Below are 15233 nucleotides of genomic sequence, written 5' to 3' on the forward strand. Positions count from 1 at the left end.
GATGCCGGAGCTCGTGTACCCGCCCGTGATCGCCGCCGCCAAGACGATGTTCCGGGTCCTCGACCTGCGCCTACGGGTGGAGGGAAGTCATCACGTGCCGCGCACCGGCGGAGCGGTGCTGGCCAGCAATCACGTCAGCTACCTGGACTTCATCTTCTCCGGGTACGGCGCACGCGACTCCCGCCGCCTGGTCCGGTTCATGGCCAAGGACTCGGTCTTCCGACACAAGGTCTCCGGGCCGCTCATGCGGGGCATGAAGCACATCCCGGTCAACCGGGCGGCCGGCGCCGGGTCGTACCAGACCGCGGTGTCCGCACTGCGGCGTGGCGAGGTGGTCGGCGTCTTCCCGGAGGCGACCATCAGCCACTCCTTCACCGTCAAGGAGCTCAAGAGCGGGGCCGCCCGAATGGCCCAGCAGGCCGCCGTGCCGCTGCTGCCGGTCGCACTCTGGGGCACCCAGCGGCTGTGGACCAAGGGCCGCCCGCGCACCCTCACCCGTCGGCACACCCCGATCAGCATCCTGGTGGGGGAGCCGATGGACCCGGCCGGCTACCCGGACGCCGCCACGATGACGGCCGAGCTGAAGAACCGGCTCAGCGCGCTGGTGGATCGGGCCCAGCGGGAGTACCCGGAGCAGCCGGCCGGCCCCGACGACGCCTGGTGGCAGCCCGCCCACCTCGGCGGCGCCGCCCCCACGCCCGAGGAGGCCGCCGCGCTGGACCGTCGAGGCCCTCGCGCTGCCACCTCCTGACCGCCGGCCGCAGGCCCGGGTCCGGCCCGACCGGCCCGCGCTGATCTGAGGGTCAGCAGGCGGAACCGGGCCCCACCCGGGCCGGGGAGGCCGCCCGGGGCCAGGCCGCCGCCTCGGTCGCCGCCGGCCGGTAGTAGTCCTCCCGGGACAGAAACTCCACCGGCAGTGAACCGGGCAGGGTCAGCGAGCCCCGGGCCGGGCCGGGCGCGCCACCCACTCGGGTCAGCAGGGTGTCCCGTTCCGGCGGGGAGAGGTCCACCAGTTCGGGGTGCACCAGGCGGAACGCGGCCACCGCGCGGCGTACCTGGCGAGCCAGCGCGACGATCAGGGCGTCCGGGCCGGCCAGCGCGAGGGCCGGCTGCCGGATGGTGCGCAGCGCGTCGCAGACCAACAGCAGCTCGACCTCGTCGTCCGGGCCCTCGGCCAACTCCAGCCGGGACGGCCACTGCCAGCGGATCTGGCCACTGACCAGGCGGGACAGCCGGAGCGGACGCCGGTGCCGGGCACCTGTCCGGCCGTCCCGCCCCGAGACCAGGGCCAGTTCGGAGCCGGTGCAGACATACGCGAGGCGCCGGTCCGTCACGGTGACCGTCGCCGGCGCGGGCAGGTGCCAGGCGGGCGCGTTCTCGGTGGGACCGAGCAGCTGCCCGGCGATCCGCAGCCGGTGCTGCCCGAGCAGTTGCTCGCCCGGTTCGGGGACCAAGGCGTATCGCCGGTCGAGGGTGGGACGGGCGGGGTCCCCGTCCGCGTCGAAGCGGTGCGGTCCGATGAAGAACGGTGCGGCGTCCTCCTGCACGGTCACGACCTCCCGGGGACGGTTGGCGGTACGTCGAGCCTGGCCCACGCCGTGGTGGCTGTCATGACAGCCGTTAGGGGGTCGGCCGGTCGGTGGACGCCTGTGACCGGTAGATGCCGATCTCTTCCGGCCGGACGAGGCCGTCCTCGATCGCCCGGGCGAGCAGCGCCGCCTTCGTGGCGGCCGGCCGCCCCGCCCGGGTGTACTTGATCCGCGCCCGGTCCACGTACTGCTTCACGGTGTGCTCGCTGATCCGCATCCGGCGGGCCACCGACGCCTTCGACATCGACTGGAACCACAGCAGCAGGGCCTCGCGCTCCTTGTCCGACAGGGCCGGCCGGTCCGGCCGAGGATCGCCCACCATGGCCCCGGCCAGCGCCGGCGGCACGTACGGGCGGTCGCTCGCCGCGGCCAGTACGGTCGCCACGCAGTGCTCGCGCCCCTCGTGCTTGGCCAGGAACGCGACCGCCCCCGCGTCCAGCGCGGCGAGCATGGTGTCCGGGTCGGTGTGCTGGGAGTAGACCACCACCCGCCGACCCGCGGCGCTCAGCTCGGCGAGCTTGTCGAACGCCATCCGCCCGTGCAGCCGCAGGTCGAGCAGCACCACCTCGGCCTCCGGGGCGGCCCGCAGCACCGCGTCCGGGTCGTCCCCGGTGGCCAGTACGCGCAGTCGCGGCTCGCTGGCCAGCCAGGCGCGTACCCCGTCGATCACCACCGGGTGGTCGTCCACGATGGCCACGCCGATGGGCCGCCCGCCGGTCACGTCCGCCGCCACCGGGTCTGCGTCCATCTGATCTCCCCGTCCCGCTCGTGCACGTGTTCCACCGACCCGTTCCCGTCCCCGTCCGCCTGCGGACCGGTCGGGCCTGGCGGCCCACTCGCGTCGGGCCCGTCGTGGTCGGGCGTGACCAGGCTGACCACCACCTCGTCCGGGCCGGTCACCACGGTAAGCCGGGCCCAGTCCCGGGCGTCGGCGAGCGCCGCGGTGAGCGGGTCGGCCAACCGCCGGCGTACCTCGACGGGCAGCTCCGGCGGGACGCCGACGGCGACCAGCTCGATCGGCAGGCCGTTCCGTTCGGCCAGGTCGGCGGCGGCGCGCAGCTCGTGCAGCAGCGGGTCGGGCACGTCGTCCGACTCGGCGATCAGCCGGCGCAGCCGGGCCGCGGCCAGCACGCAGCGGCGGCGTACCTCCGGGTCGGCCGGGTCGGCGTCGCCGGCGGCGAGGGCGGCCAGCACCTCCTCGGCGGTGCCGCTGGCCAGGGCCAGCCGCGCTCGCCGCTCCGCCTGGGCCCGTTCCGCCGCCATCCGTTCCGCCTCGACCGCCAGCGCCGCCGCGGCCGTGCCGGCCCTGGCCTGGGCCAGGGCGGCGAGCGCGACGCCGCCGACGAAGACCGCGACGGGCAGCGACGACACGCCGTAGACGTACATCGCGTAGCGGGCCAGGTCGGCCGGGGCGGTGGCGCCGGAACCGAGCAGCGCGGCGAGGGCGATCATCGCGTGCGCGCCGAGCAGCGCCAGCAGCCACCGGACCGGCCGTCGCCAGAGCACCAGCGGGAAGAACCAGACCATGCCGCCCCACGCCCAGTTCGCCGCGGCGAACAACTGCCCGCCGCCGACCGCCGCGAAGACCGCCGCGTCGACCACCAGCAACACCGCCGCCAGCCGCCGGGCGGGCGGCAGGCCACCGCGCAGCAGGCGTACGCCGGCCACCACGCCGACCGCCGCGGTCACCAGCCAGCCGGCGGCGACCACCGCCGAGGCGGCGGGTGAGGACCCGGCGCCGGGCAGCGCCGGCAGGTCGATCGCCAGGTGCCAGGCGAGCGCGATGGTGACCGCCGCGATCCGGGCGGCCCGGTCGGAGGCACTCGCCACCGCGATCGCCGCCCCCGCGGCGTCGGGTGGGGCCGGAGCGCCCGGGGCCGGGATCGGCGCGAGGCGGTCGGCCGGCCCGACCGCGCGCGCGTCGAGGTCAGTGCTCACCGGTCCACTCCAGCCGGATCCGGGTGCCCGCACCAGGGCCGGACGTCACCTCGGCGCGCCCGCCGACGGTCGCCATGCGACCGTGGACCGACTCGCGCAGCCCGTACCGGTGGGCCGGGACCGTGGCCGGGTCGAAGCCCGGACCATCGTCGGTCACCTCGACCACGACGGTGTCGGCGTCCCGGGCCAGCCGCAGCGCGGCGGACGCGCCCGGCGCGTGCCGGACCACGTTGGCCAGCGCGGCGGCGGCGCTGTCGGCGAGGGCCTCGGCGACCTCCGGCGGCACCGCGCATGGAGTCAGCGCCGCGGACAGCGGCAGCTCGGGCAGCCGGGCGACGACCGCCCGCAGCCGGTCGTCCAGCGCTACCACGCCGGCCGGCGGCGCCGACCGCGCGTCCGCCAGGGCGGCGAGGGTACGCAGGTCCGCCGCGCACCGCTCGCGCAGCGCGGCCGACGGGCCGGAAACCGCGCCGAGCCCCACCATGGTCAGCGTGGCGAGGGCGGTGTCGTGCAGGTCCCGGTTCTGTCGCCGCTCGGCCTCGCGCGTGGAACGCGCCATCACCGCCTCCCGGGCCAGCCGCTGGTAGTCGGCGAAGGCGGCGTCGGCGCGCCCGATCCGGCGCCGCACCACCGCGATCAGCACCGCCGTGAGGCCGGTCTGCACCAGCAACGTGGTCGCGTGTGCCTGCGCCTCCACCGGGTTGCCCGCCGCGGTCGCGCCGGCCGCGTAGCCGGTGGTGACCAGCAGGCTGGCCGGAACCGACCAGCGGGCCGGGGCGGTGACCTGCGCGTTGATCACGGTGGTGCTGGCCAGCACCGCGACCCAGCTCACCTCGCCCGGCAGCACCTCCGGCGCCACCAGCCACGGGATCGCCAGCCCGGCCGCCGCCGAGAGCGCGACATCGCCGGCCACCAGCCCGGCGGTGATCCGGTGCCGCAGCGCGCGGACGGCGTACCAGACGGACCAGCCGGTCAGCACGGCGACCGCCGGCACCAGCAGCGCCACCCGGACCGGCGGGGTGCGGACCGCCAGGGCCACCACCGCGCAGACCAGGCCACAGGTCAGCCGGAGCAGCGCCGGCAGGGTGGTGAAGACAACGGTGAACGCGCCGCCGGCCGGCCGGTCCAGCGGGCTCGGTGGCGAGGTCGTGGCGGCAACGACCGGCATGGGGAGGGTGTCCTTCCGGCAGCGACCCGGTCGGGTCCGGGCGGCCTAGATCGACGCCGGAGAATAACATGCAAAACAGCAACTGGTCACCCTCCGTACGTGGTGCGTCGCCGTCGCCGTCGTCGGCCGGTGCCGTCCGCCACATCGGCGATGTGGCGGTGTGCCGGGTGATCTGTTCCCGCCATCTCGGCGATGTGGCGTCGCGCCGGGAGGCAGATCCCGCCACTTCGGCGACCTGGTCGGCGGGTCAGACCGACGCGACCGCCAGCAGGTGCGCGCTGGCGCCGAGCACCGCCGGATCCCGCTCGAACGTCTCCGCGCAGGCCATCGCGTCGGCGAAGAGCCGGTCCTCCGGGCCGGTGTCCATCGCGTTCAGCAGCGGCCAGAGTGGACCCTCCACCCCGTACAGCTGGGGTGTCGGCAGCCCGGCCGCGGTGAACTCGTCCACCACCTGTTCCGGCCGATGGAAGTAGGCGGTGGTGAAGCCCGTCTCCGGGTCGTTCACCCCGGTGACGTACGCCCCCAGCAGGCGCGATCGGGTGCGTTCGTCCACCCGCCCCTGCGCGGTCAGGTCGATCAGGGCCGCGTTGCGGCTGATCACCGCCGCGACGACCGGCCCACCGGGCCGGGTGAGCCGCGCCGCCTCGCGCAGCGCGGCCACCCGGTCCGCGCGCTCGGTCAGGTGATAGAGCGGCCCGAGCAGCAGCGTCGCGTCGGCCGCGTCGTCGGGCAACGGCAGGTCGCGGGCGTCGCCCACGGTCGCCGTGAGCTCCGGGTACGCCGTCCGCGCGGCGGCCACGTGCGCCGGCACCAGGTCGACCAGATGCACCCGGTGACCGACCGCCGCGAGCCAGCCCGCGTACGTGCCGGGGCCGCCGCCCACGTCGAGCACGGCGGCCGGTGGCGGTGGGAGCAGCCGGGTCAGCAGCTCCCGGGTCCGCCTCGCCTCCAGGCGTCCCTGCGGCGTACGGTCCAACCGCTCCGCCTCGGCGAAGACCTCGGTGTAGTAGCGCTGGATGTCCGGCTCGGCCGGGCGATGCTGCGGCATCCGTCGATCGTGGACGACAGCGTCGAACAGGTCATCCGGGTTTCCGGCGACGCGATGCCGCTCACGCCGGGGCTGTCGCCCATCGCCGTCCGTCCGGTCGTGGTGCCCGTCGGTGACGGTGTGACATTCGGCCGGCAGCCGGCGCTGAGGGCACGGAACGATCGCATCAGATTCAGCTGATCCATGACGCCGGGCCGGCCACACCCCCCCATCGCCCGCCCGGCGTCGACACCGCGGCCCGCCCGGCCGACCCGCCCCCCTGGGTCGACCACCGGGTCGCGATCCGCGCCGGAGCCGGCGCGGCGAGGCGGCGGCCCGTCCCGTGGCCGCCGCCTCACCCACTCCCGATCTGCGGCCAGGACGACGAGGGGATTGCGGGCTAGGTGCGGACCGCAGGTGCCGGCGGCCGGAAACGCCGCCAGATCGAACTGGCTTTCAGCACGCCGTGGGCGACGCCGACGTAGACCGCAGTGGGGCCGAGCACGGCGACCACGCCGCCCAGGCATGCCAACAATGTGCCGAGGATCGGTACGTCAGTTGCCACTGCCACGATGGCAACGTAGCTCGTGGCCAGCACAGTGGCGACGGCGAACGCGATCAGCAACTTCAGGGGAAGTCGTCCGCTCTTCGTGGCAACCTCGCCAACCAGGCCGGCTGGCACGAACAGCAGCGGCACCAGGGCGGCGCCCACCCCGCCGGCAAGCAGCACCAGCAGTGGCCCCGCGAGCGGACCACCCGGGTCCGCATCGGTCATCACCGCGTACGCAAGTAGTCCGACGTAGCTGACGCCCCCCTGCACGACGAACGCCAACCAGGCGGCTGCCGCTCCAGCAAGGTGCCGGGCAATCTTTCCGATCATGGCGCCTCCTCGCACAACGGCTTCAGGAGGCTACGCCACGCCGCGTTTCTGCGGGGCGTCGCGCCGGACGGTGATGAAGGTGCTCAGCCAGATCGGCCTGACCATGAACACCTACGCCCATGTCCTGCCAGAGATGCGGGCCGGCAACGACAATCCGTTGACCTGGGGTGACGGTGGTGCGCCCGGCAGGATTCGAACCTGCGGCCTTGGGATTAGAAGTCCCCTGCTCTATCCGCTGAGCTACGGGCGCGCGTCGACGTGTCGCGCCAAGAGGGTACCGCCGTCGCCGGGCTTGCCGGAGGAATGGGTGGTCGCGGGCCACGTCGGTGATCAGGGTCGCACGAGGTGTCCCGCGCCGGCACCCGGGTTACGCCCCGCCCGCCGAGCGTCCGGCCCGGTTTGTACCCTCTGCGTCGTGTTGCTCGACCAGGAAACCGAGAACGAGGTCGTCCACGAGCTGTGTCAGCTCCTCGGACGTGCCATCCTGCCCGTCAGCCGGTTCGACCGACCGGGGGCGGCCGCCGACGGCTACGGTACCGCCTTCTTCTACACGGAGTTGGTCGGCTCGACCGACGACGGGGAGGTGGTGCACGAGTGGTTGCTGACCGCGGACGCGTGCGCCGGGGCGCCGTACGGGGAGATCGGCCTACGGCCGAGCGTCACCGAGCCGGCGGGCGTGGCGTCGGACGCCATCCTGCTGCCCGACTTCGCCGGTCAGTGGCTGCATCTTCCGGAGGTGGGGCTGGCCGCCATGCCCACCGGCGGGCTGCACGGGCACGCCGAGGACCGGGGCTGGCACTGGCGTACCCAGCAGGTCACCGAAGCGGTGGCTGCCGGGGCCGACGCGGTCGCCCGGGTGGGCGCGGAGCCCGGCTCGGCGTTCGTGCTGGCGCTCGGCGTCGCCGAGGACGGGTCGCGGCCGCTGGAGGCGGCGGTCGAGCGGGTCGCCCGGGTCGGCGACGACGTGCGCGTCACCACCGAGCTGCCCACGGGGTACGTCGGCGCGCCGGTGTTCGCCGTCGAGGCGGCCCCGGGCGGCGAGCTGGCGCTGCGCTGCCTCGGCCTGGTGCTGCCCGGCGCGGACGGCGGCCATCCGGTCGCGACCTTCGACCGCATCCGATCGGCGCTCGCGGCGGCCACCGCCGGCTACCGCTGACCGTCGGCTCAGCCGTCGGCCGCCGCGCCGGCCCGGTCCTCGACCGGTAGCCGAGCCGCCGGCGGGCCGTCCGGCGCCGGCTCGGTCGGCCCGGCGCCGAGGAACGCCTCGGCCCACCGCCCAGCCTCGGCGAAGACCTTTTCGCGTACGGCGGGGCCGGACAGCGTCAGGTCGTGCAGCCCGCCGTCGAAGCGGGCCAGCGTGACGTGCCGGCCGAGCCGGGGCGCCCAGCGGACCATGTGTTCCACGTCGAGCACCGCGTCGGCGAGGGTGGCCGACTCGTGCCACTTCGTGCCCCGGTAGCTGCGCGTCGAACAGGCCAGCAGCACGGGCACGGGGATGTCCAGGCCGGCCCGGAGCTGCCGCTGGCCGGCGCGGATGGCGTTGATCCAGCCGGCCCGCACCGGAAACCCGGCGAGCGGCTTCCAGGCCAGGTCGTACCGCCATTCGCCGCGGTGGTCGACGTGCAGGCTCTCGCCGTACACGGTGCCGAGCCCGAACGGGAGGATGCGGTGCGGCGCCCGGCGGCCCAGCCGGGAGACGGCGGCCGCGAGGGGTCGACGGACCAGCCAGGGTGCGTTGATGTCGAAGAACGGGCTGTTGAGGAAGAGCCCGTCGACCAGGCCTGCGTCCCGGCGGGCATCGGCCCAGAGCGAGATGATCAGGCCGCCGGTGGAATGGCCCATGGCGAGCAGGGTGTCGTGCCCCTCGTCCGCCCGGATGATCTCGGCGGCGGCGTCCAGCTCCGGGAAGTAGTCGCTGAGGTCGTGGCAGAAGTTCGGGGTCTGGTGCGGCAGCAGGCTGCGGCCGTACTTGCGCAGGTCGAGCGCGTAGAAGTCCCAGCCCCGCGCGGCGTAGAAGTCGGCGACGTGGGTCTGGAAGAAGTAGTCGACGAAACCGTGGACGTAGAGCACGGCCCGCACGGTGGGGCGCTCGGCCCGCCGGCGGACCAGGGTCGCGACGACCGGTCCCTCGTCGTCGGTGCCCAGGTCGATCGTGCGCCGCTCGTACGGCGGCCCCAGCACGTCCGGTTCCACGACCCGACGGTACGCCGCCAAGCTACCCGGCGGTAGCCCCGGCCCTGCTGGCCTGCCCGGTCCGCCCGCACCAGTCCGGAACCGCCGCACCCGCCGGCCCGTTCGATCAGGTGGCGGCGCAGGTCGGCGCCACCGGATCGATGGCGGCTAGCAGACGGGGACCTTGATCAGGTCGTTGTCCACAGGCCGGTCCGTCGTCCACAGCCGGGGGCGGCGCGGCTGGTGGCCGGGACGCCGCCGGTCGAGGCTCGGTCCGACAAGCCGAGTCTCCGTGGAGGGACGATGTTCGACACCTACGTCACGATCGTCGGCAACGCGCTGACCGCGCCCGAGTGGCGCCGTACCACCCAGAGCAACACCCTGGTGGCCAACTTCAAGGTCGCCTCCACCGCCCGCCGCCTCGACCGGACTCCGGCCGCTGGGTCGACGGGAACAGCGTCTCTGGTCAGCTTAGTGATCCTGAGTCGGATTGAGTTTCCGGGATCGTTTCCCACCGTGGTGGGGTAGCGTGGGCATTCAGGTGGAATCCTGCGCCCAGTGCTGCTCCGCGTGGCCGGTGGCCGGTGGTGGGTGTGCTGATCGTTGTCACGCCCTGGTGCCGGTGGGCTGCGCGGGGCAGCCGGGTCCGGTCCGTTGGTGCGTGTCCCTCCGGACGCTTGCCCGCTCGGCGGTGGGGCCGGGTGGGGGAGGGTGCCCTGCGTCGCCTGGGCGCGGGGCGTGTTGCCTTGTGCTGGGTAGGGCCGGTCTTCGACCGATCTCCCCGACTGATCTTGGTGACGACCGCTGTGGCTTCGAGTTTGTCGACCACGTCGCGGATCACCATCTGCCCGCTGGTCTTGTCGATGACGGTTTTGGCTTGATGGGTGAGTCCGCGGGCGGCGATCCGCCGCCAGGCGCCGTGGTCGCGGTCGCCCTGCCAGCCGCAGCTGCCCGTGTTGGGGCAGATGGCCCACTTCCAGCCGGCCACCGTCGGCTGGTCTGGCGCTTTGCGATGCTGCAGCGGAGTCAGACACTGCGGACAGTGCTTGGACGTGTTCCGCGCGGGCACGGTGACCACGGCGACACCCGCCTCGGCGGCGACGTGCCGCATCCGGTCGACGATCTGCCCGCGCACCTGCTGGGACAGGCGCGTGTTCAGGGTGGCGCCCATGCCCTTGGCTTCCATCGACCGCAGGTCTTCCACATAGATCACGCTCGCTCCGGCGGCGATCGCCTGGTCCACGGTCCAGCGGGCGGCGGCCCACGCGAGCGCGTCGTTCAGGTTCGCGCGGCGGGCGGACACGTGGCGGATCTCGTCCCGGATTACCGCATGTTTGCCGACAAGGTGATGCCGCTCGTCACCGCCGGTGAGCCGCTGGTAGTGGTCGGCCTTCGCGTGCAGCCGCTCACTCTGGCGGCGCAGGCGGTGCTGCTTGGCCAGGACGCCGGCGGCCCGGAACTGGCCACCGGCCCCCAACGCCGTGATCCGCCCATCCTGTCCCAGTCGTAGGGCTCCGGCGCTGAGGAGGGTGTTGAGGCCCCAGTCCACACCGACCGCCACCGTGTGGCCGGTGCGCGCGGCTTTCGGCACGGCGTGGGTGTATGCCATGTCGGCACGCACCTTGCCGTCGGTGAGGCGGAGGGTGGGCAGGTGCAGCACCGCCGAGGCGGGAACCGTGGACGGCAGCCTGATCGGACACTCGACCCATGTCCAGTCCCGATACGTCTGCGGATCCGGACGTGACGGCAGTTGCAAGCGCAGCAGCGCTCTGCCCGGGTCGGTGTCGCTGCGCTCGATGATGGCCTGCTGCCGATCACACGCGGCCAGCAGCAACATCCGCGGAATCCTCGGGACACCTTCGAGTTCGAACACGTCCACCGGCAGCCGACCGTTGACCTTGGCGAACGCGGCGGCCTGCCGGGTGCGGCCCTTGATGACGCTGGATGGCAGATGCTGCCCGCCGGGGATCGAGGCCCGCACCTGATCCCACTCCGCAGGGGTGCGCTTGCGCGGATCAGCCGGCCACGCCGCCAGGACCCCGGCAGCCACATCGGCACGCCACTTCACCGACCGTAGCGCACGTCCCGCCTGCTCCTGCGCCATCCGCACGACCCGGTCATTGACCCTCACACCCCCAGGCGGGGCGACCGTCCAGCCCAGCCGTCGCAACGCCATCCACGCGTGCGACGGCAACCGCCGCCCACCCGCATCCACCCCGGCCGCCAACACCTCCACATCCACGCGGTTCCAATGCTCACCGACCAGGACGCCCACCATGCCCGCCACCAGATCGGCACACCAACCGACCCGCCGCGCCAACACCGCCGCAGACAGCACCTCACCGGTCTCCTCGTCCACACCGGTACGCAGCAACGCGCGGGCACACGCAGTCCGGGCCGTCTCGCCTTCGCCCAGCCGCACCTTCCCGCTCACCGACTCAACGACCCACCATCGATCGAGCAGAACCAACGCTCACGGCCGGACCGCGTCCCCGGAATCCTCCCCGAACCAACCCAACCACCAAACGTCACGAGGTGAAGACCAACGGGAGTCCCGCGGTCTGCGAGAATCGAAGAAGACCCACACGACCAACCTACGATCACTGACGATCCATAATCAACTTGGTCGTCGCCGGTCGCCTCTACACCCGCGACTGGACCGACGACGCGGGCAATCACCGCGCGCTCTACGAGTTGGAGGCGGTCGCGGTCGGGCACGACCTGTCCCGGGGGCGGGCCCGGTTCCTGCGCAACCGGCCCAGCATGACGACCAGCACCGTCGAGGATGCCGAGGCAGAGGGCCGGGTGCTCGGCGAGGCGACCGAGCCGGTGCCGGTGGCACAGACGCCGGCCTCGCTCGACGACCGGCCGTTCGACGACGACTTCGAACTGCCGGAGTTCGACGCCCCGCGCGGGGGCACGGCGTGCCCGGCGACCCGGACGGACCGGCGGATGACCTCGACGAACTGGCCGACCCGTTCGACGGCCGCACCGCCGGCACCGCCGACGACGCGGCGGACGACGAACTGGCCCCCGAGCCCGGCGACGGCACGGGCGAGCCCGCCCCGGAGGGCGAACTCGAGGGGGTCACGCCAGCCGGCCGGGGCCGGCGCGGCCGGCGGACGCCGGTCCCTGCCTGACCGTCGGGTCGTGCACGGGGCAGCCGGGGCGTACGCCGGCGTGGCCACCCCGCCGTACGACTAGGCTGCCGGCCGGAGGTGGTGCGGGGTGCGGCAGGCGACCGCCATGGCGAACGCGGCGGGGCTGGTGGCGGGCTACGCCCTGGACTCGCTGCTCGGCGATCCTCGCCGGTGGCATCCGGTTGCCGGCTTCGGTCGGGCGGCCGGCGCGCTCGAGCAGCGGATCTACCGGCCCGACCGGCCCGCGGGCACGGCGTTCACCGCGCTCGCCGTCGGTACGCCGGTGCTCCTCGGCGCTGCCGCCGCCCTCGCCACCCGGCGTCGGCCGGTGGCCCGCGCGGTGCTGGTGGCCGCCGGCACCTGGACCGTGCTGGGTGGTCGCACCCTGCGCCACGAGTCGACGCTGATGGCGCGCGCGCTGCGCGACGGCGACCTGCCGGGTGCCCGTCGCCGGCTCAACCACCTCTGCGGCCGGGACCCGTCGGCGCTGGACGAGCCGGAGCTCGCCCGGGCCACCGTCGAGTCGGTCGCCGAGAACACCTCCGACGCGGTCGTCGCGCCGCTGGTCTGGGGCGCGATCGCCGGGCTGCCCGGCCTGCTCGGCTACCGCGCGGCGAACACGCTCGACGCGATGGTCGGCCACCGCTCCCCCCGCTACGCCCGCTTCGGCACCCCGGCCGCCCGCCTGGACGACCTGCTCAACCTGGTCCCGGCCCGGCTGACCGGGCTGCTCACCATCGCGGTCGCGCCGGTCGCGCACGGGGACCGCGGGTCCGCCTGGCGGGTGTGGCGCCGGGACCGCAACGACCACCCGAGCCCGAACGCCGGGCAGTGCGAGGCCGCCATGGCCGGGGCGCTCGGCGTACGGCTGGGCGGCCGGAACGTCTACTTCGGGCGCTCGGAGACCCGACCGTTCCTCGGTGACGGGCCCCGGCCGGAGGCGCGGCACCTGAAGCGGGCCGCCCGGATCTCCGGCGCGGTCGGCCTGGCCGCGCTCGGCCTCGCCGCGGGATACCCGCTGACCGTGGGCCGGCTGGTCGGCGCCGCCGGCCGCGCCGCACTGCGCGGGGTCGGCGGACCGGTGCGACGGGGGAGTGGGCGGTGAGCGGCGGGCTGCTGGTCGCCGGCACCACCTCCGACGCCGGCAAGAGCGTGCTCACCGCCGGTATCTGCCGGTGGCTGCGCCGCCAGGGCGTGCGAGTGGCGCCGTTCAAGGCGCAGAACATGTCCAACAACTCGGCGGTGGTGGTCGGTCCGGACGGGCGGGGCGGCGAGATCGGCAGGGCCCAGGCGATGCAGGCCGCCGCCTGCGGGCTCGCTCCGGATCTCCGCTTCAACCCGGTGCTGCTCAAGCCGGGCAGCGACCACGCCAGCCAGGTGGTGCTGCTCGGCGAGGCCGTCGACACCGTCACCGCCGGCAACTACCGCCAGCTGCGTCCCCGGCTCGCCGAGACGGCGTACCGGGCGCTGGACGAGCTGCGGGCCGCGTACGACGTGGTGATCTGCGAGGGGGCCGGCAGCCCTGCTGAGATCAACCTGCGGGCCGGCGACTACGTGAACATGGGGCTGGCCCGGCAGGCCGGGCTGCCCTCCATCGTGGTCGGTGACATCGACCGGGGCGGCGTGTTCGCCTCGATGTTCGGCACGGTCGCCCTGCTCGACCCGGCCGACCAGGCCCTCGTCGCCGGCTTCGTGATCAACAAGTTCCGGGGCGACCTGGGGTTGCTCCAGCCGGGGCTGGACATGCTGCGCCGGGTGACCGGCCGGCCCACGTACGGGGTGCTGCCCTGGGAGCTGGACCTCTGGCTGGACGCCGAGGACTCACTGGCGTACGGCCGGGTGCTCGGCCGGCCGGCGGCGCCTCGGGGCACCGACTGGCTCGACGTCGCGGTGGTCCGGCTGCCCCGGATCAGCAACGCCACCGACGTCGAGGCGCTCGCCACCGAGCCCGGCGTTCGGGTGCGGCTGACCATCGAGCCGGCCGAGTTGGCCGCCGCCGATCTGGTGGTGCTCCCCGGTTCGAAGTCGACCGTCGCCGACCTGGCCTGGCTGCGGGAGACCGGCCTGGCCGACGCCGTCCGGGCGCACGCCGCCGCCGGTCGGCCGCTGCTCGGCATCTGCGGTGGGTTCCAGATGCTCGCCCGGGTGATCCACGACCCGGTGGAGAGCGGCCAGGGCAGCGTCCCCGGGCTCGGGCTGCTGCCCGTCGAGATCACCTTCGACCCGCACAAGACGGTCCGCCGTGCCGCCGGCACGGCCGCCGGGGACGTGCCGGTCCACGGTTACGAGATCCACCACGGGCAGGTCTCCGCCGCCGACCCGGGGCTGGCGCCGCTGCTGAGATACGCCGACGGCACCGGCGAGGGCGCCCGGCTCGGCCCGGTGCATGGCACCCACTGGCACGGCGCCTTCGAGTCCGACGCCTTCCGCCGCCGGTTCCTCACCGAGGTGGCCGGGATGGCCGGGCGGACGGGCTTCAAGGTCGCCCCGGACACCGCGTTCGCGGCCGCCCGCGAGCGGACCCTGGATCTCCTCGGTGACCTGGTCGAGGAGCACCTGGACACCGCAGCCCTCTGGCGGCTGGTCGAGTCCGGGCCACCGCCGGGCCTGCCGTTCATCCCGCCCGGCGCCCCGCCCGTGACCGGGCGCGGGTCTCAGTAGCGCACGTCGGCGGGGCGCTCGGACATCGGCAGTCCGGCCTCCTGCCATCCCTGCACCCCGCCGATCATGTCGGTCGCGTGTCGCAGGCCGAGCGTCTGGAGACTCGCCGCGGCCAGACTGGAGCTGTAGCCGTGGCGGCAGACCACCACGACGACCCGGTCGTACCCGGTCGCCTCCGGGATGCGCCAGGCGCTGGCCGGGTCCAACCGCCACTCCAGCGCGGTCCGTTCGATCACGATCGCCCCGGGCAGCTCGCCCTGCTCGCGCCGCTGCGCCTCGGTACGGGTGTCGACCAGCAGCGCACCCTTGCGGACCGCCTCGACGGTCTCGTGCGGGGTCAGCCGGTGGAGCCCGGCCCGGGCCTGTTCCAGCAGGGCGTCGACGCCCGGACACATCACGTCATGGAGCACCACCCGATGATGCCGGTGACGACGCCGACCCGACCGGCGAACGGCTCGCTGCACCACAGGATCCAGCGGACGGGGGACTTCCCGTGCCACGGAAGCGGTAGCCCGGCCGCCGCGCGGTGGTCGGCAGCCCGGTCGGAGCTCGCGGGCGGCCGTCGGCGCGGCCAGGCAGCACGGCCCGCGATGGGGGTTCCCCACGGCACCGGTACGCCACCGAAACGGTTCCCTAAGGCAGGCGCATCCACCCACCG

General features: G+C 74.4%; 13 protein-coding genes, 1 tRNA gene and 3 pseudogenes. 7 read left to right on the forward strand and 10 right to left on the reverse strand.

The annotated features are described in order from the left end of the window. Position 1: 1 nt before the first annotated feature. The gene (locus tag ABZ783_RS21335) at positions 2 to 751 is read left to right on the forward strand and encodes a lysophospholipid acyltransferase family protein (RefSeq protein WP_357440911.1); all 750 of its coding nucleotides are present in this window, start codon (positions 2 to 4) and stop codon (positions 749 to 751) included. A gap of 52 nt (positions 752 to 803) precedes the next feature. Here ABZ783_RS21335 and ABZ783_RS21340 read toward each other — a convergent pair whose 3' ends face one another. From ABZ783_RS21340 to ABZ783_RS21360, 5 genes are all read right to left on the reverse strand, one after another. Further along, complete coding sequence (locus ABZ783_RS21340) at positions 804 to 1547, reverse strand: hypothetical protein (protein ID WP_357441091.1); 744 nt, start codon at positions 1545 to 1547, stop codon at positions 804 to 806. Between the two features lie 73 nt (positions 1548 to 1620). Further along, positions 1621 to 2337 (reverse strand): response regulator transcription factor, encoded by a 717-nt coding sequence (locus ABZ783_RS21345; protein WP_357440914.1) that lies wholly within the window; start codon positions 2335 to 2337, stop codon positions 1621 to 1623. Further along, positions 2307 to 3473: a hypothetical protein gene (locus ABZ783_RS21350; RefSeq protein ID WP_357441094.1), complete on the reverse strand. Its 1167-nt coding sequence runs from the start codon at positions 3471 to 3473 to the stop codon at positions 2307 to 2309. Before ABZ783_RS21350 ends, ABZ783_RS21345 begins: the two co-directional genes overlap by 31 nt. Before the next feature lie 43 nt (positions 3474 to 3516). Further along, positions 3517 to 4695 (reverse strand): ATP-binding protein, encoded by a 1179-nt coding sequence (locus ABZ783_RS21355; RefSeq protein WP_357440917.1) that lies wholly within the window; start codon positions 4693 to 4695, stop codon positions 3517 to 3519. Between the two features lie 247 nt (positions 4696 to 4942). Continuing rightward, complete coding sequence (locus tag ABZ783_RS21360) at positions 4943 to 5743, reverse strand: class I SAM-dependent methyltransferase (RefSeq protein ID WP_357440919.1); 801 nt, start codon at positions 5741 to 5743, stop codon at positions 4943 to 4945. 9 nt (positions 5744 to 5752) lie between these two features. Here ABZ783_RS21360 and ABZ783_RS21365 point away from each other — a divergent pair, with 9 nt between their 5' ends. Beyond that, positions 5753 to 5923, forward strand: a complete 171-nt coding sequence (locus ABZ783_RS21365) for a hypothetical protein (RefSeq protein WP_357440921.1) — start codon at positions 5753 to 5755, stop codon at positions 5921 to 5923. A gap of 199 nt (positions 5924 to 6122) precedes the next feature. On the opposite strand, the gene ABZ783_RS21370 is transcribed toward ABZ783_RS21365, so the two are convergent. Both ABZ783_RS21370 and ABZ783_RS21375 read right to left on the reverse strand, forming a co-directional pair. Then, positions 6123 to 6602 (reverse strand): hypothetical protein, encoded by a 480-nt coding sequence (locus tag ABZ783_RS21370; protein ID WP_357440923.1) that lies wholly within the window; start codon positions 6600 to 6602, stop codon positions 6123 to 6125. A 174-nt stretch (positions 6603 to 6776) separates the two neighbouring features. Further along, positions 6777 to 6852, reverse strand: a tRNA-Arg gene (locus ABZ783_RS21375). A 165-nt stretch (positions 6853 to 7017) separates the two neighbouring features. On the opposite strand from ABZ783_RS21375, the gene ABZ783_RS21380 reads away from it, so the two are divergent. After that, entirely contained in the window at positions 7018 to 7758 is a 741-nt protein-coding gene (locus ABZ783_RS21380) for a hypothetical protein (RefSeq protein WP_357440926.1), read from the forward strand. A gap of 8 nt (positions 7759 to 7766) precedes the next feature. Here the strand turns inward: ABZ783_RS21380 and ABZ783_RS21385 are convergent, their stop codons facing one another. Next, positions 7767 to 8795, reverse strand: coding sequence for an alpha/beta hydrolase (locus ABZ783_RS21385; RefSeq protein WP_357440928.1), 1029 nt, complete (start codon positions 8793 to 8795; stop codon positions 7767 to 7769). A 282-nt stretch (positions 8796 to 9077) separates the two neighbouring features. Here ABZ783_RS21385 and ABZ783_RS21390 point away from each other — a divergent pair. Next, positions 9078 to 9235, forward strand: a pseudogene (locus tag ABZ783_RS21390) (single-stranded DNA-binding protein); the annotation flags it as partial. Between the two features lie 5 nt (positions 9236 to 9240). Here the strand turns inward: ABZ783_RS21390 and ABZ783_RS21395 are convergent. Next, complete coding sequence (locus tag ABZ783_RS21395; protein ID WP_357440931.1) at positions 9241 to 11208, reverse strand: zinc ribbon domain-containing protein; 1968 nt, start codon at positions 11206 to 11208, stop codon at positions 9241 to 9243. 188 nt (positions 11209 to 11396) lie between these two features. Here ABZ783_RS21395 and ABZ783_RS21400 point away from each other — a divergent pair. From ABZ783_RS21400 to ABZ783_RS21410, 3 genes and pseudogenes are all read left to right on the forward strand, one after another. Then, a pseudogene (locus tag ABZ783_RS21400) lies at positions 11397 to 11609 on the forward strand (single-stranded DNA-binding protein); the annotation flags it as partial. Positions 11610 to 12002: 393 nt separating this feature from the next. Continuing rightward, positions 12003 to 13019, forward strand: a complete 1017-nt coding sequence (locus ABZ783_RS21405) for a cobalamin biosynthesis protein (protein ID WP_357440934.1) — start codon at positions 12003 to 12005, stop codon at positions 13017 to 13019. Next, positions 13016 to 14670: pseudogene (locus tag ABZ783_RS21410) on the forward strand (cobyric acid synthase); the annotation flags it as partial. The gene ABZ783_RS21405 and the pseudogene ABZ783_RS21410, both read left to right, overlap by 4 nt. On the opposite strand, the gene ABZ783_RS21415 reads toward ABZ783_RS21410, so the two are convergent. Further along, positions 14569 to 14970 carry a rhodanese-like domain-containing protein gene (locus ABZ783_RS21415; protein ID WP_073836632.1) on the reverse strand — a complete coding sequence of 134 codons (402 nt, stop codon included), beginning with the start codon at positions 14968 to 14970 and terminating at the stop codon, positions 14569 to 14571. The pseudogene ABZ783_RS21410 and the gene ABZ783_RS21415 sit on opposite strands and share 102 nt — an antisense overlap. Between the last annotated feature and the right edge of the window lie 263 nt (positions 14971 to 15233).

Source organism: Micromonospora sp. NPDC047738, assembly GCF_040642675.1.
Classification (GTDB): Bacteria; Actinomycetota; Actinomycetes; order Mycobacteriales; family Micromonosporaceae; genus Micromonospora.